General features: G+C 61.6%; 19 protein-coding genes. 13 read left to right on the plus strand and 6 right to left on the minus strand.

The features are described from left to right. From repA to repC, 3 genes are all read left to right on the plus strand, one after another. Nucleotides 1–1,194: a plasmid partitioning protein RepA gene (gene repA, locus NL154_RS22810; RefSeq protein ID WP_434734248.1), complete on the plus strand. Its 1,194-nt coding sequence runs from the start codon at nucleotides 1–3 to the stop codon at nucleotides 1,192–1,194. 1 nt (nucleotide 1,195) lies between these two features. Beyond that, nucleotides 1,196–2,197 carry a plasmid partitioning protein RepB gene (gene repB, locus NL154_RS22815; RefSeq protein ID WP_210631898.1) on the plus strand — a complete coding sequence of 334 codons (1,002 nt, stop codon included), beginning with the start codon at nucleotides 1,196–1,198 and terminating at the stop codon, nucleotides 2,195–2,197. 154 nt (nucleotides 2,198–2,351) lie between these two features. Continuing rightward, on the plus strand, nucleotides 2,352–3,656 hold the full coding sequence (gene repC / locus NL154_RS22820) for a plasmid replication protein RepC (RefSeq protein ID WP_434734249.1): 1,305 nt from the start codon (nucleotides 2,352–2,354) through the stop codon (nucleotides 3,654–3,656). A gap of 44 nt (nucleotides 3,657–3,700) precedes the next feature. Here the strand turns inward: repC and NL154_RS22825 are convergent, their stop codons facing one another. Further along, nucleotides 3,701–4,714, minus strand: coding sequence for a substrate-binding domain-containing protein (locus NL154_RS22825; protein WP_210631900.1), 1,014 nt, complete (start codon nucleotides 4,712–4,714; stop codon nucleotides 3,701–3,703). 269 nt (nucleotides 4,715–4,983) lie between these two features. Between NL154_RS22825 and NL154_RS22830 the strand changes: the two genes are divergently transcribed. The 6 genes from NL154_RS22830 (at nucleotide 4,984) to NL154_RS22855 (ending at nucleotide 11,075) form a co-directional block, all read left to right on the plus strand. After that, a complete protein-coding gene (locus NL154_RS22830; RefSeq protein WP_221147418.1) occupies nucleotides 4,984–6,246 on the plus strand; it encodes an ABC transporter substrate-binding protein in 1,263 nt (420 codons plus the stop codon). 66 nt (nucleotides 6,247–6,312) lie between these two features. Next, entirely contained in the window at nucleotides 6,313–7,299 is a 987-nt protein-coding gene (locus tag NL154_RS22835) for a carbohydrate ABC transporter permease (RefSeq protein ID WP_221147419.1), read from the plus strand. Further along, on the plus strand, nucleotides 7,299–8,129 hold the full coding sequence (locus tag NL154_RS22840; RefSeq protein ID WP_221147420.1) for a carbohydrate ABC transporter permease: 831 nt from the start codon (nucleotides 7,299–7,301) through the stop codon (nucleotides 8,127–8,129). Before NL154_RS22835 ends, NL154_RS22840 begins: the two co-directional genes overlap by 1 nt. A gap of 11 nt (nucleotides 8,130–8,140) precedes the next feature. After that, nucleotides 8,141–9,166 carry an ABC transporter ATP-binding protein gene (locus tag NL154_RS22845; RefSeq protein ID WP_210631904.1) on the plus strand — a complete coding sequence of 342 codons (1,026 nt, stop codon included), beginning with the start codon at nucleotides 8,141–8,143 and terminating at the stop codon, nucleotides 9,164–9,166. Nucleotides 9,167–9,224: 58 nt separating this feature from the next. Then, complete coding sequence (locus NL154_RS22850) at nucleotides 9,225–10,010, plus strand: ThuA domain-containing protein (RefSeq protein ID WP_210630182.1); 786 nt, start codon at nucleotides 9,225–9,227, stop codon at nucleotides 10,008–10,010. Between the two features lie 27 nt (nucleotides 10,011–10,037). Next, a complete protein-coding gene (locus NL154_RS22855) occupies nucleotides 10,038–11,075 on the plus strand; it encodes a Gfo/Idh/MocA family protein (RefSeq protein WP_210631906.1) in 1,038 nt (345 codons plus the stop codon). A 29-nt stretch (nucleotides 11,076–11,104) separates the two neighbouring features. On the opposite strand, the gene NL154_RS22860 is transcribed toward NL154_RS22855, so the two are convergent. The 5 genes from NL154_RS22860 to NL154_RS22880 form a co-directional block, all read right to left on the minus strand. Further along, nucleotides 11,105–11,497, minus strand: a complete 393-nt coding sequence (locus NL154_RS22860; RefSeq protein ID WP_210631907.1) for a DUF4112 domain-containing protein — start codon at nucleotides 11,495–11,497, stop codon at nucleotides 11,105–11,107. A gap of 156 nt (nucleotides 11,498–11,653) precedes the next feature. Continuing rightward, nucleotides 11,654–12,727, minus strand: coding sequence for an alcohol dehydrogenase family protein (locus NL154_RS22865; RefSeq protein WP_434734250.1), 1,074 nt, complete (start codon nucleotides 12,725–12,727; stop codon nucleotides 11,654–11,656). A gap of 13 nt (nucleotides 12,728–12,740) precedes the next feature. Then, entirely contained in the window at nucleotides 12,741–14,120 is a 1,380-nt protein-coding gene (locus tag NL154_RS22870; RefSeq protein WP_221165073.1) for an aspartate aminotransferase family protein, read from the minus strand. Between the two features lie 26 nt (nucleotides 14,121–14,146). Beyond that, complete coding sequence (locus NL154_RS22875; protein WP_434734251.1) at nucleotides 14,147–15,643, minus strand: NAD-dependent succinate-semialdehyde dehydrogenase; 1,497 nt, start codon at nucleotides 15,641–15,643, stop codon at nucleotides 14,147–14,149. Between the two features lie 120 nt (nucleotides 15,644–15,763). Next, nucleotides 15,764–16,261, minus strand: coding sequence for an Lrp/AsnC family transcriptional regulator (locus NL154_RS22880; RefSeq protein WP_210631911.1), 498 nt, complete (start codon nucleotides 16,259–16,261; stop codon nucleotides 15,764–15,766). Between the two features lie 101 nt (nucleotides 16,262–16,362). Here NL154_RS22880 and NL154_RS22885 point away from each other — a divergent pair, with 101 nt between their 5' ends. The 4 genes from NL154_RS22885 to ehuC all read left to right on the plus strand — a co-directional run bounded on the left by NL154_RS22885 (nucleotide 16,363) and on the right by ehuC (nucleotide 20,297). Further along, nucleotides 16,363–17,748 (plus strand): PLP-dependent aminotransferase family protein, encoded by a 1,386-nt coding sequence (locus tag NL154_RS22885; RefSeq protein ID WP_434734252.1) that lies wholly within the window; start codon nucleotides 16,363–16,365, stop codon nucleotides 17,746–17,748. A 122-nt stretch (nucleotides 17,749–17,870) separates the two neighbouring features. Continuing rightward, complete coding sequence (gene ehuA, locus NL154_RS22890) at nucleotides 17,871–18,656, plus strand: ectoine/hydroxyectoine ABC transporter ATP-binding protein EhuA (RefSeq protein WP_210631913.1); 786 nt, start codon at nucleotides 17,871–17,873, stop codon at nucleotides 18,654–18,656. Between the two features lie 56 nt (nucleotides 18,657–18,712). Then, nucleotides 18,713–19,561 (plus strand): ectoine/hydroxyectoine ABC transporter substrate-binding protein EhuB, encoded by an 849-nt coding sequence (ehuB, locus tag NL154_RS22895; RefSeq protein WP_210631914.1) that lies wholly within the window; start codon nucleotides 18,713–18,715, stop codon nucleotides 19,559–19,561. 76 nt (nucleotides 19,562–19,637) lie between these two features. Beyond that, nucleotides 19,638–20,297: an ectoine/hydroxyectoine ABC transporter permease subunit EhuC gene (gene ehuC, locus NL154_RS22900; protein ID WP_207603351.1), complete on the plus strand. Its 660-nt coding sequence runs from the start codon at nucleotides 19,638–19,640 to the stop codon at nucleotides 20,295–20,297. Nucleotides 20,298–20,299 lie beyond the last annotated feature (2 nt).

The following is a 20,299-nucleotide window of genomic DNA, read 5'->3' on the forward strand; positions in this document are numbered from 1 at the left end:
ATGCAACCGAGTCTTGCTCTTCAAGATGATCAAGAGCACCTTCCGTCGCTTCTGGCAACGGATGCGAAGGAGTTATCCTATCAACTTCAGCAGCATCAGGCCAAAATCTTTCCCCCTCTGTCGCAAAAGACGATCAGGACATTTTCTCCGGCGGAGGCTGCGGCCTTCATCGGCATAGGCGAAGGTTATCTCCGGCAGGTGGCCGCTGACGGCCATGGACCGGATCCGCTGGCAAACGGACGCCGGCTCTATAGCGCAACCGACATGGACCGGATCCGCCGGGTCCTCGACGAGCGGAACGGGACGCCGAAATACGTGCCGGCCCGCAGGCCGGGCGAAAAACTCCAGATCGTTTCCGTGATGAATTTCAAGGGCGGCTCGGGCAAGACCACGACCGCCGCCCACTTCGCGCAGTTCATGGCGCTCCGGGGCTACCGCGTACTCGCCGTCGACCTCGACCCGCAGGCCTCCCTGTCTGCTTTGTTTGGCCATCAGCCGGAGTTCGACGTCGGCGAGGGCGAAACGATCTACGGTGCGATCCGCTATGACGATCCGCGCCCGATCGCCGACATCGTGCGCGCCACCTATACGCCGAACCTGCATCTCATTCCCGGAAATCTCGAACTCATGGAGTTCGAGCACGAGACGCCGAAGGCCATGGCATCGGGCACGGCGGAGACGATGTTCTTCGCCCGCATCGGCGAGGCGCTGACCGATATCGAAAGCCTTTATGACATCGTCGTCGTCGACTGCCCGCCGCAGCTCGGCTTCCTGACGATGTCGGCGCTCTGCGCCGCGACCTCGGTGCTGATTACGGTTCACCCGCAGATGCTCGACGTCATGTCGATGTCGCAGTTCCTGACGATGACGAGTGAATTGATGTCGGTCGTCGAGAAGGCCGGCGGGCGCACCAGCTATGACTGGATGCGCTATCTCGTGACGCGGTTCGAGCCGAATGACGGGCCGCAAAGCCAGATGACCGGCTTCATGCGGGCGATCTTCGGCAATCGCATGCTCCACAACGCCATGGTGAAATCGACGGCCGTTTCCGATGCCGGCGTCACCAAGCAGACACTCTACGAAGTCGAGCGTTCGCAGTTCACACGCGGAACCTATGATCGCGCGCTGGAGTCGCTGAACCTCGTGAATGGTGAGATCGAAGCGCATATTCGCTCCACCTGGGGAAGGAGATAGGATGGCGCGCAAGAACCTCATCGAAATTTCCGCGCCGAGTCCGGCAAGGGTGGAAGCGGTCGCGCCGCGCGACAATCGTCCGATTGCCGGCTTCGTGCCGCAGGAGCGCAGTGGCGGGCCGGTCGGCGGCATCACCAAGACGCTCGGCAACATTACCGAGAAGATGGAGCGGGCGAGCGAGTTGGAACGGCAGCTTGCGGCCGGCCAGATGATCGTCGAGCTCGATCCCGGGCTCATCGACGGCTCCTTCGTCAGCGACCGCCTGGCGATCGATGCGGCTGAACTCGCCGAGCTGGTCGAGCAGATCCGCGAGCATGGGCAGCAGGTTCCGATCCTCGTGCGTCCGCATCCGGAAGCCAGGGGCCGCTATCAGGTCGCCTATGGCCATCGCCGCCTGGCGGCCACGAGAGAGATCGGCATCAGGGTGCGCGCGGTCGTCCGCGACCTGACCGACGGCCAGCTGGTCGTCAGCCAGGGGCAGGAAAACAGCGCCCGCACCAATCTCTCCTATATCGAGCGTGCGCTTTTCGCGTCGCGGCTCGAGGAACGCGGCTTTGCCCGCGACGTCATCATGGCGGCGCTGAGCGTCGACAAGGCGGCGCTGTCGAGAATGCTGATCGTGATACGGCAGGTGCCCCTGGCGCTCATCAACGCCATCGGCGCTGCGCCTGATATTGGCCGCCGACGCTGGCTGGAACTCGGCGAGCGGCTGGAAAATGCCGATGTCGATAAGATCATCGCGGAGTTGTCCGCGGACGACGCGCGCGGAATTTCGAGTGACGAGCGGTTTCACCGGGCATTCGTTCTGGCAACGAAGAAGGCTGCGGCACCGAAGCCGGCGGCGAGTAAATCAGAAATCAGCGGCGTGCCGGTAATGGTCAAAAAGACAGGGTCCGGCGCCACTTTCGTCTTCGACGGCAAGACCGCGCCCGGGTTCGACCAATTCGTCCAGGAGCGGCTGCAAGGCCTGTTCCAGGAGTTCAAAAAGTACAGAGGAGCGTAGCGCGCAAAAGAAAAAGGCCCCCAACGACGCCGTCGTGGAAGCCCTTCTCAGATCTTAAGCACATCGAGAATCGCATTTCCACGAATCACAGTCAAGCGTCTTAGGCACCAAAGTGGTGGACTGTTTTCTTTTGCCTGAACGAAGGTGAAGGCAAATGGAGAGTGGATATGTGACGACGCCCTTTGGGCGGCGGCCGATGTCGATCGGCATGCTGGCAAGCCAGCAACTGGCCGAGACGATCGAGCCGGGGATGAAACGCAGCAAGTGGAAACTGTTCAGGGCGATCTGCGAGGCGCGGCCGGCGCTTGGCGTGACCGATCGGGCGCTGACGGTGCTCGATGCGCTGCTGACCTTCTATCCCGATGACGAGATTTCCGAGGAGAAAGGCCTGATCGTCTTTCCCTCGAATGCGCAGCTTTCGCTTCGCGCCCGGGGTATGACGCCGGCGACGCTGCGGCGGCATCTTGCCGTGCTGGTCGAGGCTGGCCTGATCCTGCGCAAGGACAGCCCGAACGGAAAGCGTTATGCGCGCCGCGACAGGGAAGGAGAGATCGGTGAGGCCTTCGGCTTCAGCGTCGCGCCACTGCTGGCGCGCGCGGCAGAGATCGAAGCCCTGGCCGCCGAGGTGGTTGCCGACCGAGAACTTATCCGGGTGACCAGGGAGCGCCTCACCGTATGCCGGCGCGATATTTCCAAGCTGATCGCAGCAGCGCTCGATGAGGCTGTGCCCGGCGACTGGGAGCAGATGTCGTTGATGTTTCGCGATCTCGTGTGCAGGATTCCGCGGGTGGCGGGTCCCGAGGAATTGGCTTCCTTGCTGGACGAGATGGCCCTGCTGCGCGACGAAGCCGTCAACTTGCTGGAAAGACATATAAAGTCACAAAAAATAGACGCCAATGAGTCTCAAACTGAGCGCCACAAACAGAATTCAAATCCCAACTCCACATCTGAACTTGAACCAAGCTTCGAAACGAAGCAGGGCGCGAAGCCGGTGGCCGACAATAGACCTGTCGCCGGGCCGCAAGACGAGCAAAGGCTGAAACATCCGACATCTGCCGGCGCAATGAGCGGCAGGAAATCCGGCGCGGCTGAACCGGCGGCGGGACATACGCTGAAATCCTTCCCGCTTGGTCTGGTTCTTCAGGCCTGCCCGCAGATTCTCGATTATGGGCCGGGTGGAACGATCGGCAATTGGCGCGACCTGACGTCGGCTGCCGTCGTCGTCCGCTCGATGCTCGGCGTCAGCCCCTCGGCCTATGAAGAAGCCTGCGCCGGCATGGGGCCGGAAAACGCCGCGACGGTGATCGCCTGCATTCTGGAAAGGGGCGGACACATCAATTCGCCCGGCGGTTATCTCCGCGATCTCACCCGGAGGACCGAGAGAGGCGAATTTGCGATCGGCCCGATGCTGATGGCCCTGGTGCGGGCAAATGGTGGAGTGCGGCGCGATGCCGGCTGACGGACTTCGGCTGCTAGGCCGCGCGTGCATCGGAAGTTGGTCGGTCAACGCGGCGGCGCGGTACTTTCCCGCAGGATCAGCTCGACCGGCCACAATTCGTGGATCTCGTCCGCGGCGCGCCCGGCGATAAGCTGTAGCGTCAGCTCGGCGCAACGTGTGCCCGCGGCACGCATGGAGGATCGTGTGGTCGAGAGCGACGGGACCATATTTTCAGCCGTCAGATAGGGAAAGACGTCGTCATGGGCGATGACGGAAACATCCTGCCCCACCGTCATTCCAAGCGAACGGACGGCGCGGTAGACACCAAGCGCCGTCATCGTGGAACCGGCAACGATGGCGGTCGGGGCATTGGCGCTCTCCAGAAAAGAGCGGGCATGGCGAAAGCCGCTCTCGTCGGAGAATTTGTCGCAGACCATGAGGTTGGGATCTGCGGTGAGCCCACGCTCCTGATGGGCGATCCGAAAACCCTGTTCTCGATGAATCGAATAGGTCTTGCCCCGCAGCCCATTGATCATCGCAATGCGGCGGTGCCCGAGATCGAGCAGGTGTTCGGTCACTCTGCGCACGGCATTTTCATTGTCGATATCGAGCCACGCATGAACGTGATCGGTCTCCGAGCGGCCGTGGACCAGAAACGGCACGCCCAAGCTGTTCAGCATCTCGATCCGAGGGTCCCTGGGGCGGGGCGAATGAATGATCACGGCGTCCACCCGGCGGCTTTCGACCAGGCGCCGGTAGGCCTGTATCTCGTCCTCGTCATTATGCGCGGTAATCGGTGTGATGAGAATATCCGTATCGGTGGTTTCCAGGCGTTGCGCCATGCCTGACACGAATTCAGCGAAATGAATTTCTCCCGAACGCCCCATCATGACGCCGATCGCTCCGGCTCGCCCGGTCTTCAGGCGCACGGCATTGATATCGGGGCGATAGCCAAGCCGCATTGCTTCGCTTGCAACCCGGGCGCGCGTGGCTTCGCTCACCTCCGGATAGCCGCTGAGTGCACGGCTGACCGTTGTCGGAGAAAGCCCAAGCTGCTTTGCAAATTCGCGAAGTTTCATCGATGTCTTCTTTGGCTGGGAAATCAATGGACGATGCGTTGATGATGCGCAACGGGCAAGTGCCGTTTCAGTTCATATTGAAACCGATTTCAATTATGTGGCGTTGCTGTTTTGGCTGCAAATGCCGAATTTACGCCCTTATCCGCGCAGCATGGCCATTATTATCATACAAATACAACCAGCAGAAGCTGGTTTTGGTGTCTTGACGTCATCAAAGCCTTCTGCAATGTTTCGTTTGCCAAATCGATTTCAATTTCTGGGAGGAGATTATGAAACAGTTTGCTCTGGCCTTGTCCGCGCTTGGCCTCGCTATCGCGGCCGGCCCCATCCACGCCGCAGAAATTTCGTTTGCCGCGAACACCACCGGGAAAAACGTCGAATTCCTGAACAAGCAGCTTGCGATTTTTGAGAAGGAGACCGGCAATCAGGTGAAGCTCGTCACCATGCCGTCATCGAGCAGCGAGCAGTTCTCGCAATATCGCTTGTGGCTTGCCGCAGGCAACAAGGATATCGACGTCTATCAGACCGATGTCATCTGGGCGCCGCAGCTTGCCGATCAGTTCATTGATCTGAAGGAGGCCACCAAAGACGTGGCCGGCCAGTTCTTCTCGTCGATCATCGCCTCGCAGACTGTGAACGGCCGGCTCGTGGCGCTGCCGTTATTTACCGATGCTCCGGCGCTGTTTTATCGAAAGGACCTGCTCGAGAAATATGACAAGCAGCCGCCGAAGACCTGGGACGAGATGGCCGCAACCGCCAAGGAGATTCAGGACAAGGAACGCCAGGCGGGCCAGAAGGACCTCTGGGGCTATGTCTTCCAGGGCAACTCCTACGAGGGCCTGACCTGCAACGCGCTGGAATGGGTGAAGTCGTCGGGGGGCGGCCAGATCGTTGAGCCGGACGGGACGATCTCGATCAACAACGACAAGGCGGCAGCAGCGCTCGAACGCGCCAAGGGGTGGATCGGCACGATCTCGCCGCCCGGCGTGCTCGCCTATCAGGAAGAAGAATCGCGCGGCGTCTGGCAGACCGGCAACGCCGTCTTCATGCGCAACTGGCCCTATGCTTATTCCCTCGGCAACGGAGCCGATAGTGCCGTCAAGGGCAAGTTCGACGTGATGACGCTGCCGGTTGCGGCCGCCGGCGACAAGCCATCCTCGACACTCGGCGGCTGGAACCTGGCGGTGTCGAAATATTCCGAAAAACAGGAAGCGGCCATCGCGCTCGTGAAATTCCTGGCGTCGAAGAATGTGCAAAAGGCTCGCGCCATCGAGCTGTCCAATCTGCCGACACTGAGCGACCTTTATGACGACAAGGATGTCGCCACCGCACAGCCCTTCATGCCGAACTGGAAACCCATTTTCCAGGATGCGGTGCCGCGTCCTTCGGCGACTGCCAAGGTAAAGTACAACGAAGTGTCCTCGAAGTTCTGGACGGCCGTGCACAACACGCTGTCCGGCAGCGGCTCGGCTGCCGAGAACCTCGAGCTCCTCGAAGCCGACCTGACGACCCTCAAGGGCGATGCCTGGTGAGTAGCGGGACCGGCGGCCGAGAGGTCGTCGGTCCAGTCTCCGCAGCGCTAAACGGGAAGGCGTTTCATGACTGAAATCGTAGCTCCACAAGCAGTCGAACAAAGGGTTTCCAACCTCAGAGCCTCTACGGAACTGCGATCCGAGCGCATTCGATCGGCCTGGGTGTTTCTGGCGCCGACGCTGTTGATCCTGGCAATCGTCGCCGGCTGGCCACTCTTCAGAACCATCTATTTCAGCTTTACCAATGCGTCACTCAACGACCTCGGCAATGCGCAATTCGTCGGCTTTGCCAATTATCTGTCGTGGGTGACGTTGAAGAGCGGAAGGACCGTCTATCGGGGGTTGCTGGCCGATCCGGTCTGGTGGAATGCCGTCTGGAACACGGCCAAATTCACCCTCCTTTCCGTCGCGATCGAGACTATGCTCGGGCTGATCGTCGCACTGGTGCTGAACGCACAGTTCGTTGGGCGTGGAATCGTTCGGGCCGCAATCCTCATTCCGTGGGCGATCCCGACCATCGTTTCGGCCAAGATGTGGGCCTGGATGCTCAACGACCAGTTCGGCATTCTCAATGATGTTCTGCTCGGTTTCGGCCTGATCAGCGAGAAGATCGCCTGGACCGCCAATCCCGAAACGGCGATGATCGCCGTGTTGATCGTCGACGTCTGGAAGACGACACCGTTCATGGCGCTTCTGATCCTTGCCGGGCTGCAGATGGTGCCGGGAGACATCTATGAGGCCGCCAAGATCGACGGCGTCAATCCAGTCAAGGTTTTCTGGCGTCTGACGCTGCCGCTGATCCGGCCTGCCATCATGGTTGCCGTGATTTTTCGGATGCTGGATGCGATGCGCATCTTCGACCTGATCTATGTTCTGACGCCCAACAATGCGCAGACGAAGACGATGTCGGTCATGGCGCGCGAGAACCTGTTCGACTTCGATAAGTTCGCCTATGGCGCCACCGCCTCGACGGTGCTCTTCCTCATCATCGCGTCCGTCACCGTCTTCTATATCTGGCTCGGCCGCGTCAAGCTCGGCGGGGAGGAACGCTGATGCTGCTTTCGATCACCAAGAACACACTCTTCTACCTGCTCGTGACGATCATCGTCATCATTGCGGTTTTCCCGTTCTACTATGCGATCCTCACCAGCCTGAAGACCGGCACGGCCCTTTTCCAAGTTGATTATTGGCCGACCTCGATCTCCTTCGGCAACTATGCTTCCGTGATGGGCCAAGGTAGCTTCGTCCGCAGTCTTGCAAATTCCGCGATGATCGCCTGCGTCGTGGTGTCAGCATCGCTGTTGCTTTCGATCACCGCTTCGTTCGCTTTGGCCCGGGTGAATTTTCGCGGACGGGCACTGTTGATGCTGACTATCCTTTCGGTGTCGATGTTTCCGCAGATTGCTGTTCTTGCCGGCCTCTTCGAACTCATCCGATGGATCGGCGTCTTCAACACGCCCTTCGCGCTGATCTTTTCCTACGTGATCTTCACGCTGCCCTTCACCGTCTGGGTGCTGACGACCTTCATGCGGGAATTGCCGATCGAGATCGAGGAGGCGGCGATCGTCGACGGCGCCTCGCCATGGGTCATCGTCACCCAGGTGTTCATGCCGCTGATGTGGCCGGCGCTGGTGACGACCGGTCTGCTCGCTTTCATCGCCGCCTGGAACGAGTTTCTTTTCGCGCTGACGTTCACATCCTCCGATACGCAGCGGACCGTGCCGGTCGCCATCGCTCTGCTGTCGGGCAACAGCGAATTCGAAATTCCCTGGGGCAACATCATGGCGGCTTCGGTGATCGTCACCGTGCCGGTTGTCGTGCTTGTTTTGATATTCCAGCGCCGGATCATTTCGGGGCTGACCGCCGGCGGCGTCAAGGGTTGAGGGAGTAGGACATGGCAGAAATCCGATTGGAAAATATCCGCAAGAGCTTCGGCGCTTTCGAGGTGATCAAGGGTGTGACGATGGAGATCCGCAGGGGCGAGTTCATGGTGTTCGTGGGGCCGTCTGGATGTGGCAAGTCCACGCTGCTGCGGCTCATCTCCGGGCTCGAGGACATCACCTCGGGAACCCTCGCTTTCGACGGTGAGACGGTAAACCGGCACGCGCCGTCGAAGAGAGGGATCGCCATGGTGTTCCAGTCCTACGCGCTCTACCCGCATATGACGGTCTTCGACAACATGGCTTTCGGCATGAAGCTTTCCGGGAGCAACAGAGACGAATGCCGCCGGCGCGTTGAGCAGGCGGCCGGTATGCTGCAGCTCTCGTCCTTCCTGGACCGCTTGCCGCGACAGCTTTCCGGCGGACAGCGTCAGCGCGTCGCCATCGGCCGGGCGATCGTGCGCGATCCCAAGGTTTTCCTCTTCGACGAGCCGCTGTCCAACCTCGATGCGGCGCTTCGCGTCGCGACGAGGCTCGAGATCGCCAAGCTTCATCGCAGCATGCACGGCACGACGATGATCTATGTAACGCATGATCAGGTCGAGGCCATGACGCTGGCCGATCGGATCTGCGTGTTGAGGGACGGCGTCGTCGAGCAGATCGGCACGCCGCTGGAACTTTACGAAAGCCCGAATTCGGTCTTCGTCGCCGGTTTCATCGGTTCGCCGAAAATGAACTTCCTGTCGGGCGGGCAGGCGCAGCCCTATCACAGCCATACGATCGGTGTGCGCGCAGAGCATGTGCGCGTCACGGCGGAGTCGCCGGTTTGGAGTGGCACGGTCATCCATTCCGAAATCCTCGGTTCCGATAGCTTCGTTTACTTGGATATCGGGGCCGATGAACCGCTTGTCGTGCGGGAGGCCGGCGTCTCTCGACATGAGCCGGGCCAAACGCTTGGCCTCGCGCCACTTGCCGGTCACATCCACCGTTTCGACCGGTCGGGCCGGGCGCTCGAACGTGAATCCATGCGGGCTGCCTGATCTTTCAGGCTCGATGTCCTTCCCAGGCTCGATCCGCTTCAGCTACAAGGAGAAAGACGTGACTATACGCACCGTTGTGTGGGGTGAAAACATCCACGAGAATACCAATGCGATCGTCCGGGGCATCTACCCTGAAGGCATGCATACGACGATCGCCAATGCGCTGAATACCGATGCCGGCATCTCGGCGACCACGGCGACGCTGCAGGAGCCGGAACATGGGCTGAGCGAGGCCCGGCTTGCCGAAACCGATGTCTTGACCTGGTGGGGCCACAAGGATCACGGTGCGGTCTCAGACGTCGTCGTCGAACGTGTCGCCAGGCGCGTCTGGGAGGGCATGGGCCTTCTCGTGCTGCATTCCGGCCATTTCTCCAAGATCTTCAAGCGGCTGATGGGTACCCCCTGCGCGCTGAAATGGCGCGAGGCGGGCGAGCGCGAGCGGCTGTGGACGATCAACCCGCGCCATCCGATCGCCGCCGGCATCGGCGAGCATTTCGAGCTCGAGAACGAGGAAATGTATGGCGAGCAATTCTCGGTGCCGGAGCCGCTTGAAACGGTGTTCATCTCCTGGTTCCAGGGCGGGGAAGTGTTCCGCTCGGGCCTGACCTGGCGCCGCGGCGCCGGCAACATCTTCTATTTCCGCCCGGGCCACGAGACCTATCCCACCTATCACGACGCCACGGTGCAGAAGGTGCTGATCAACGGCGTCAAGTGGGCCTACAACCCTGAAGGCGCGTTGACTGGCATTACCGACGCTCCAAATGTGCCCGTGGAAAAGGCATTGGAGCCGATCGTCGAACGCGGCCCGAAACTGCACCAGGCCGGCGAAGCCGGTTACCGCTGAATTTGATAAACGACTATGAGGACACAAATGCGCTTGATCATTCTCGGAACGGGAGGATGGGCAAACACCCATGCCATGAATTTCTCGGAAATCGCCGGCGTCAAGATTGTTGCTGCCGTTGATACCGACGAGGTCCGACTTCGGGCCTTCGCGCTCAGGCATGGCATCCCGCTTACCTTCACATCGCTCGATGACGCCCTTGCGTGGGGGGAGTTTGACGCCGTGACCAATGTGACGCCGGATCGCGCGCATTATTCCACGACAATGAAGATACTCGGCGCCGGCAAACATGTGCTCTGCGAGAAGCCCCTGGCCGTCAACTACCGCGAGGCCAAGGAGATGGCCGACGCCGCGGCGGCGTCCGGCAAGGTCGCGATGGTAAACCTTACCTATCGTAACGTGGCGCCGCTGCAGGCGGCGCGAAAGATGGTACTGGATGGCCGCCTCGGCGCGATCCGCCACTTCGAAGCCTCGTATCTGCAGAGCTGGTTGGTCTCCAAGGCCTGGGGCGACTGGACCAAAGAATCCCAATGGCTTTGGCGGCTCTCGACAAAGCACGGCTCCAATGGCGTGCTGGGCGATGTCGGTATCCACATTCTCGACTTCGCGGTTTTTGCCGCCGGAAGCGACGTCAAGGCGGCGGCGTCGCATCTCAAGGTTTTCGACAAGAGTCCTGGGAACCGGATCGGAGAATACGAACTCGATGCAAATGACAGCTTCCTGATGATGGCCGAACTCGAAAACGGGGCGGCCGGTGTCATTCATGCGACGCGCTGGGCGACAGGCCATCTGAACGAATTGCGCCTGCGCTTGCATGGAGACAAGGGGGCGCTGGAGGTGGTGCATACGCCTGAAGGCTCCACCCTCAGGGCCTGTGAAGGCGCCGATGCCGACAAGGCGATCTGGCGCAAGATCGAGGTCGAGCCGGTCATCACCAATTTCCAGAGATTTGCGAACGCCGTGCAAAAAGGGGAGAGGGATGAGCCGGGTTTCGGCCATGCCGCCAAGCTGCAATTTGTTCTTGATCACGCAGTCAAGACGGCCGGCGCCCTGACGGAGCTTTAGGCAGGCTCTTCGGAGGGCGGTCGAACTCGTCAAATGCGCTGGTTCAGCTCGTCTTCGCTGATGCCGAAATGCTCGAGGATGATCCCGACGTTCCGGCGGTGCGACTTGAAATAGACGTCAAAGAGATCGCCGATCAGCGGAACCGTGCCGCAGGCGGCGTCGACGCCGAGATTGACCGCCATGCGGGCGAGCTTATGCGCGGGAAGGCCGAGGCGCCTTGCTTCGTCGATGATGAAAAGACCGATAAGCGACCCGGCAACGTCACCGACGGCCGGGATGAGGCCGAGAACCGAGTCTGCACCGATCCGTACGCCCAAAGGCAACCTGACTGCGGTGTCCATGAGCCGAGCGATCGCGGCGGCGCGGCGAATTCTGCCGAGTTCGGCGGCGGTGGGATATCTCATGGCCTGGGAAACTGGCATCAGCGACTCCGCCGAGCGACGGATCGCTGCGCCTCCATCACGAAGGCAGGGACGCCTTCCATCGTCCGAAGCTGCGTGTACCCGGTGCGATCGAAAGCGTTTTCCATGGCGGTGGAACGCCGCAGACCCGATAAGGTTCGTGCGGTGCGACGGAGATCATCTCGCGTCGGGAACGACGACCAGTTTGCCTACAAAGTTTTTCGCCATGAATTCGGTCTGCGCCCGGTGGAAGTCCGACAGCGGATAGACGCCGCCGACGAGGGGCCGGATTTTGCGGCCTTCGATATAGTCGACGAGCCTGCGGAAATCGGCGCGACTCCCCTGGCTCGATCCGTGCAGCTCGAGCTGCTTCAGATATATCGTCCGCAGATCGAGCTGCACGACCGGGCCGGCGATGGCGCCGGCCGTCGTGTAGCGGCCTTCCGGACGCAGGATCTTCAAGAGATCGTTGAACAGCGGTCCGCCGACCAGATCTGCGACGACGTCGATCGGCTGGCCACCACTTGCGGAATGGACGGCCTCGACAAGATCGCCCTTGCTGCGGGTCACTACCGCTTCGGCGCCGATGTCGATCATCGCCGCCTCCTTGCCGGGGCCTGCGACCGCGATCGGGATGGCGCCGCGGGCGCGGGCGAGCTGGATGATCGCTGAACCGACGCCGCCCGAAGCGCCGGTGACGAGAACGCGCTCGCCGGCGACAAGCCTTGCCCGTTCCAGCATACGTTCGCCGGTCAGATAGGCGCAGCAGAAGGTAGCAAGCTCGACATCGGTCAGATCGGTCGCGACGACATGGGCGTTCTCGGCCGGAAGCGCCATATATTCGGCGTAGCCGCCATCCCGCCCGTGGCCCATGTAATCGATGTCGGCAAGACTGTCGTCATCGCGATTATAGATCGAGAAGTCGACCATGACGCGTTCGCCGATGCGTCTCGGATCAACGCCCGCGCCGACGCCGACGATATGGCCGACGGTATCGGTGCCCTGGATGCGTGGAAATGTCAGAGTATTGCCCTGCCTGCGCCAGGTGGAGACGGCGGAGGGATCATCTTCTGTGCCGTAGGCGCCTTGGCGCACCCAGACGTCGGTATTGTTCATGCCGCAGGCAGTGACTCGGATCAACACGTCACCCTCCGCCGGTGTTGGGACAGGAACGTCCCTGTCGTAGACGAGCTTTTCCAAGCCACCATGGCCGGTGAGCAACACCGCCGCCATCTTTTCCGGGATCGTCATGCGGCTCTTCTCCTCAGTTGGTTTTGAAAACACTCTCGATCGCGTCCGCAGCCGCCTTGACGACGACGTCTGCTTCTTCCCGGCTGAGGCAGAGCGGTGGAGCGAAGCCGAGAATGTCGCCCTGCGGCATGGCGCGGCCGATGACGCCGCGTTCGAGAAGGGCGGATGCGACCTGCGGACCGATCTTGCGGGCGGGATCGAAGAACCGGCGATCGTCCCTATCCTCGACGAATTCGATTGCCGCCATCAGACCGTCGCCGCGGACCTCGCCGACATTCCGATGGCTGCCAACCGCCTCCTGCAATTGCGACCGGAAATAGCTGCCGGTCGTGCCGGCATTATCGACGATGCCGAGTTCGTCGATCAATTCCAGATTGGCGATGCCTGCGGCAGCGCAGATCGGATGGGCGGAATAGGTCCAGCCATGGCCGATTGCGCCGAGCTGATCGGAGCCCTGCACCAGCACCTGCCAAATCTTGGTCGAAACGATCGAGCCGGAAAGCGGAGCATAGGCCGAGGTAAGGCCCTTGGCGATGGTGATCAAGTCCGGCTTCATGCCATAGTGATCCGAGCCGAACATGGTGCCGAGACGGCCGAAGCCGGTGACGACTTCGTCGGCAACAAGCAGGATGTCGTATTTGTCGAGCACGGCCTGGATCTTCTGCCAGTAGCCCCGCGGCGGCGGCACGATGCCGCCGGTGCCGAGGATCGGTTCGCCGATGAACGCGGCGACGGTATCGGGGCCTTCGGCGAGGATCATCTCCTCCAGTCTGTCGGCGCAATATTGCGAGAACTGGTCCTCGTCCATCGAACGGTCAGGGCGGCGGAAATAATAGGGCGCCTCGGTGTGAAGGATGGGCGTACGCGGCAGGTCGAAGGCATTGTGGAAAAGCGCAAGACCGGTGAGGCTACCGGTCATGACGCCGGAGCCGTGATAGCCGCGCCAGCGCGAGATGATCTTCTTCTTTTCCGGCCGGCCGAGAATGTTGTTGTAATACCAGATCAGCTTGATGTTGGTCTCGTTGGCATCCGAGCCGGAAAGGCCGAAATAGACGCGGCTCATGCCCGCGGGCGCGCGGTCGATAATCATTTTCGCAAGCGTAATCGACGCTTCCGTACCATGGCCGACATAGGCGTGGTAGTAGGCGAGGGTCTTCGCCTGTTCGGCGATGGCGTCGGCGATCTCCTGGCGGCCGTAGCCGACATTGACGCAATAAAGCCCGGCAAAGGCATCGAGGCTTTTGCGGCCGCTGGTGTCGGTGATGTAGACACCTTCGCCCCCGGTGACGACCCGCGTCGGCGTCTCGCCACGCGCATGCATGCCCATATGGGTCGAGGGATGAAAGAAGTGGTCGCGGTCCCAGGCGGTGAGTTCGTTGCTTTTCTCGAGCATATCCTATCCTCTCTTGAAATGGGCGCTCAGGCGGCGGTGTCGATGCAGAGATACTTGAGCTCGGTGAAAGCCTCGAGCCCGTGGCGGGAGCCTTCCCGGCCGAGGCCGGACTGCTTCCACCCGCCGAAGGGGACGGGGCCGCCGGTGATCTTCACGCGATTGATCGCCACCATGCCGTATTCCAGCGCGCGGCCGAGGCGCATCTGGCGGGCGCCATTCTCGGTGACGACATAGGCGACCAGGCCATATTCGGTGTCGTTGGCACGGGCGACGACCTCTTCCTCCGTATCGAAAATGGCAAGTGCTGCCACAGGCCCGAAAGTCTCCTCGCGCATGATCAGCGCATCCGCCGGCACATCCGTCAAAAGCGTCGGCTGATAAAAGAGTGGGCCGGCTCTATGGCGGCTGCCGCCTGCAACGAGCCGCGCGCCACGCGCCAAGGCGTCGGCAACCTGGTCCTCGACCTTGACGACAGCGCGTTCATGCATCAGCGGCCCGATTTCGCTTTCAGCTTCGATGCCTGCGCCGACCTTCAGCGCGCCGATGCGCGCGGTAAAAGCCGTGGCGAAGACATCGGCGATGCGCCGCTGGACAAAAATGCGATTGGCGGCAAGGCAATCCTGGCCTGACGTGGCAAACTTGGCACCGACGGCGATCTCGACGGCTTTCGCGACATCGGCATCGTCGAAGACAATCAGCGGCGCGTGCCCGCCGAGTTCCATTACCAGCCGCTTCATGGTCGGCGCGCACTGGCCGGCGATCAGGCGTCCAACTTCGGTCGAACCCGTGAAGCTCATGGCGCGCAGGCGGCTATCGCTGCACATCCGTCCGACGATCGTTGCAGCATGGCCGGTGACCACGTTAAAGACGCCGGCGGGAATACCGGCCCGTTCGCCGAGTTCGGCAAGCGCCAGGGCAGAAAGCGGCGTTTCCGAGGAGGGGTGGGCGACGACCGTGCAGCCGGCGGCAAGTGCTGCGGCCGCCTTACGGGTGAGCATGGCGGAAGGGAAATTCCAAGGCGTGACGATGCCGACGACCCCGAGCGCCTCGCGCCGGACAATCATTTCCGCTCCGGCTAGATGGCTGGTGACGCTTTCGGCGTTCAGCCGCTTGCCTTCTTCGGAATACCACTCGATGAAGGAGGCGGCGTAGTCGATCTCACCGCGCGCTTCGGCAAGCGGCTTGCCCTGTTCGAGCGTCATGATCAGCGCCAGATCTTCCCTGGCGGCGAGCATCAACGCGTGCCATTTCTGCAGGATCGCCGCGCGGTGCTGCGGCAGCATCGCGCGCCAAGCGGCAAAGGCCTGCGACGCCGCATCGATCGCCATCGCCGTCTCCTCAGCATCGAGGCTCGCAACCCATGCCAGCGTTGCCGAAGAGGCCGGATCGGCAACAGCGAAGCTTTTGCCTGTGGCCCCTGCGATCCACCGGCCGCCGACATAGGCGAGATCGCGCAGGAGATGACGGTCGGCAAGCCGTGACAGCGCATCATGAAAGTCGGGGCGGGCAAACACGGCGGTCATGTCCAATCTCCTCGTTGCGGTTGACGCAAGTCTTCCACAAGAGCCGACGAGAGATTGTCCTTTACCGAAGGCGGAAAGAGACAGACGGTCTAAAGGACGGCCGCCTGCTAGAGAGATTGTCTAGGAGGCGCTCTGTTCTTCCCCGGAGACGGCGAAGGAAGAGACCGGAAGGACTGTATCCTCCTTCACCGTCTTGGTGACGATGTAGGTGAAGTAGCGGTCGATGCCGAGTTGGCGGTCGAGAAGGCCGTCGACCAGCCGCTGATAGGCGTCGATATCGGCCGCCATGATTTTCAGGATATAGTCGACGCCGCCGCCGACCGACCAGCAGGCGACGATCTCGGGAGTTGCGGCAACGGCGCGCTCGAAGCGCTCGAAATCGGCCTGGCGATGATTGGCGAGCGTCACTTCCATCATCACGCTGGCCACCGGCGCAATGCGCCGCGGGGCGATCCGGGCGTGGTAGCCGGTAATGATCCCCGCCTTTTCGAGCTTGCGCAGCCGCATCCAGCACGGCGTCGGCGACAGCCCTGCCTTTTCGGCCAGCGCCAGCTTGGTAATGCGGCCGTCGTGCTGGACGGCGTCGAGGATGCGCAAGTCGATGGCGTCGAGCTTCATGGCGCTTTCTTTAGAAAGAAATCATTTCAAACGCGGTGAAAAGACAATGGAAGCGCATTTTGGCATTGTCAATTGAACTGATTTTCAGCAGTGTTAAAATCATGACAAATTGGCGTCCCGATCCCTCGCAACTCCGCCGCCCTGCCTATCTCTCGCTCGCCGAGCAGATCGCCAATGCGATCACCGACGGCAAGCTCTCCGACGGCACGCAATTGCCGCCGCATCGCAGGCTGGCGGATGATCTGCATCTTTCCGTGCAGACGGTGAGCCGCGCTTATGACGAGCTGAGCCGCCGCGGACTGATATCGGGCGAGATCGGACGCGGCAGCTTCGTGCAGACGCGGCCGCCCGAGCCGGAGCCGCCTTACCTGCCGGAACGGCTGGGGGAGGTGATCGATCTTTCGATCCTGAAACCGGTCTGCGAGCAGATCCATCTGGAAAGGCTACGCCAGGCCTTCGGCTGGCTCTCCGAGAATCTGCCTTCCAGCTCGGCCCTGTCGTTCCGGCCGAATATGGTTTTTCCCCGCCATCGTGCCGTTGCTGCCGAATGGCTGGAGCGCTGCGGGCTCGACGTATCGCCGCTGAACATCAGCGTGACGAATGGCGCGACTTCGGGCATGACGGTGGCGCTGATGAGCGTCGCCCCGCCCGGTTCGACCGTTGCCACCGAGGCGATCAGCCATCATACGCTGGTGCCGCTCTCCAGCTATCTCGGCCTGCATCTCGAGGGGCTGGCGATCGACGAGGAGGGGATGATACCCGAAGCGCTTGATGAAGCCTGCCGGACGGGGCCGGTCCGGGCGATCTTCCTGCAGCCGTCGGTGATCAATCCGATGGCGGCGCTGATGAGCGCCAAGCGCCGGCAAGCTCTGGCAGCCGTTGCCGCCAAACACGACATAGCAATCATCGAAAATGACATTCTCGGCCCGATGGTCGAGGACCGCGCGCCACCGATGGCCGCCTTCGCGCCGGAACGCACGCTCTACGTCACGAGCTTCACGAAGATCACCGTTCCCGGCCTCAGGATCGGTTATCTCGTTGCCCCTGACCGCTATGTCGCCGCCGTTGCCAACCGGCATCTGGTCTCCAGTTGGATGGCGACACCGGCGATGGCCGAAATCGCCACCCGCTGGGTCAGCGACGGAACGGCGATGGAACTCGTCAACTGGCAGCGCCGCGCCCTTGTCGGGCGCCATGCGATCGCCGCGGATATGCTGGCCGGCCTGTTCTATCGAACGCATCCGCAAAGCCTGCATGTATGGCTGCCGCTTTCCGGCAACCATACGGAAGATGGTTTCGTGTCGCAGGCAAGGCTGCGGGGCGTGGCGATCGCGCCGGGCAAATCCTTCCGCACCGCCGATCACGGCTGGACGCCGGCGGTGCGCATCTCGCTCGGCTCGACGACGGAAGGCGAGCTGCGGACGGGACTGGGGATCGTTGCCTCACTGGCGCAGGGAAATCCCGAAGAGCTGCTGCTCGCAATTTGAGGCCGGCGCCTCATTTGCCGGCAGACGCAGAATAATTGTCATGATATTATTTTACGAATTGACATGATTTTCGAGCGCCGTCATCGTTAGGCCATTGCTTGTCTCAACAGGGAGAGACATGAATGCCTGCGCCCATCATCCGCATCGACAACATCGTCAAGAGATACGGCCCGCTGACCGTGCTCGACGGCCTGTCGATGAATGTCATGCCGGGCGAGAAACTGGCGCTGATCGGGCCGTCCGGCTCCGGCAAGACGACGATCCTGCGCATCCTGATGACGCTCGAAACGATCAGCGGCGGCCATATCGAGGTCGATGGCGAGCAGCTCTATCACATGCCGAATGGCAACGGGCTGGTGGCGGCCGATGAACGGCATCTGCATCGCATGCGCGAGAAGATCGGCATGGTCTTTCAGCACTTCAATCTATTCCCGCACAAATGCGTGCTCGACAATGTGACGCTGGCGCCGATGCTGACCAAGGGCATCAAGCGGCCCCAAGCCGAAAAGCGGGCAATGGAGCTTCTCGACATGGTCGGTCTCGCCGATAAGGCTAGAAGCGTGCCGGCGCAGCTTTCCGGCGGGCAGAAGCAGCGCGTCGCCATCGCCCGGGCGCTGGCGCTGTCACCGAAGATCATGCTGTTCGACGAGGTGACCTCGGCGCTCGACCCGGAGCTGGTCGAGGAGGTGCTGAACGTCATGCGCCGTCTCGCCTCCGAGACCGACATGACGATGCTGCTCGTCACCCACGAGATGGGCTTTGCCCACGACTTTGCCGACCGCGTGCTGTTCTTCGATCGCGGCAGGATCGTTGAGGAAGGCAAACCCGGCGACATTTTTCGCAATCCGACGCAGGAGAGGACGCAGATCTTCTTGCGCAAGATCATCGCGGCAGGGCACCGCGTCTGAGATCCGACATTGCCCGCAAAAACAAAGCGCAAGGAAAGCCAGAGGAGTTGGGAACGATGAAAGCAGGATATATTTTGAACGCCATCGGCCTGTCGGCGCTGCTGATGACAGCAGCCGGCCAGGCTTGCGCCGGCGATGACAAGCTCGAACAGCTGAAGGAGCAGGGCTTTGCCCGTATCGCCATCGCCAACGAGCCGCCGTTCACGGCGGTCGGCGCCGACGGCAAGGTCTCGGGTGCCGCGCCCGACGTGGCGCGGGTGATCTTCGAAAAGCTCGGCGTCAAGGAAGTCGTTGCCTCGATCTCCGAGTACGGCGCGATGATTCCCGGCCTGCAGGCCGGCCGACACGACGCAATTACGGCGGGCCTCTTCATGAAGCCGGAACGTTGCAATGCCGTCGCCTATTCCGAACCGATCCTATGCGACGCTGAGGCCTTTGCTCTCAAGAAGGGCAACCCGCTGAAGCTGACGAGCTACAAGGATATCGCCGATAACCCGAACGCCAAGATCGGCGCGCCGGGCGGCGGCACGGAAGAGAAGCTGGCGCTGGAAGCCGGCGTGCCGCGTGACCGCGTGATCGTGGTTCCGGACGGGCAGAGCGGCATTAAGATGCTGCAGGACGGCCGCATCGACGTCTATTCGCTGCCGGTCCTGTCGATCCACGATCTGTTGACCAAAGCGAACGATCCGAACCTCGAAACCGTCGCCCCCGTCGTCAACGCGCCGGTCTATTGCGACGGCGCCGCCTTCCGCAAGCAGGACGTCGCGCTTCGCGATGCCTTCGACGTCGAGCTGAAGAAACTGAAGGAATCGGGCGAATTCGCCAAGATCATCGAACCCTACGGCTTCTCGGCCAAGGCGGCGATGTCGACGAGCCGCGAAAAGCTCTGCGCCGCAGCCAAGTGATCTGATGTAAGCAGCCGGCCATGCTCCCGCCATGGCCGATTGCCCTTCGCACCATCTCCAGAGAAGTGAGCTGCCGATGTCGGTGTGGTCCGGCTATCTGACACTGATCCTTCAAGGCGCCCTGGTGACGCTCGAGCTGACGATCATGGGCTCGGCGCTGGCGCTCGTCATGGCCTTCCTGGCCGGCCTCGGCCGCCTGTCGCGCTTCTTTGCCCTCCGGGCTCTGGCGACTGCCTATATCGAATTCTTTCGCGGCACCTCGATCTTCGTCCAGCTCTTCTGGGTCTATTTCGTCCTGCCCTTCGCGGGATTGACGTTGACGCCGCTGCAGGCGGGCGTGCTGGCGCTCGGTCTGAATGTCGGCGCCTATGGCGCGGAGGTGGTGCGCGGCGCCGTCAAGGCCGTCGGGCGCGAACAATCGGAAGCCTGCATCGCGCTCAATCTGTCGCGATACCAGCGCATGCGCCACGTCATACTGCCGCAGGCGTTGCCGCTGATGCTGCCGACCTTCTGCAACAATGCGATCGAGCTTTTGAAGGGCACTGCCGTCGTGTCGCTGATCTCGCTGACCGACATGACCTTTCAGGCGCAAGTGGTGCGGGCGCAGACCGGCAATACGCTGGTGCCTTTCGCAGCGATCCTCATCCTCTATTTCCTCATGGCCTCCGCCATCTCGGCGGCGATGCGCCTCTTGGAGCGACGGATGACACGCGGCCTCGATGGCATGAGGACCTGATC

The organism is Rhizobium sp. YTUHZ044 (assembly GCF_051123975.1).
Taxonomy (GTDB): Bacteria; Pseudomonadota; Alphaproteobacteria; order Rhizobiales; family Rhizobiaceae; genus Rhizobium.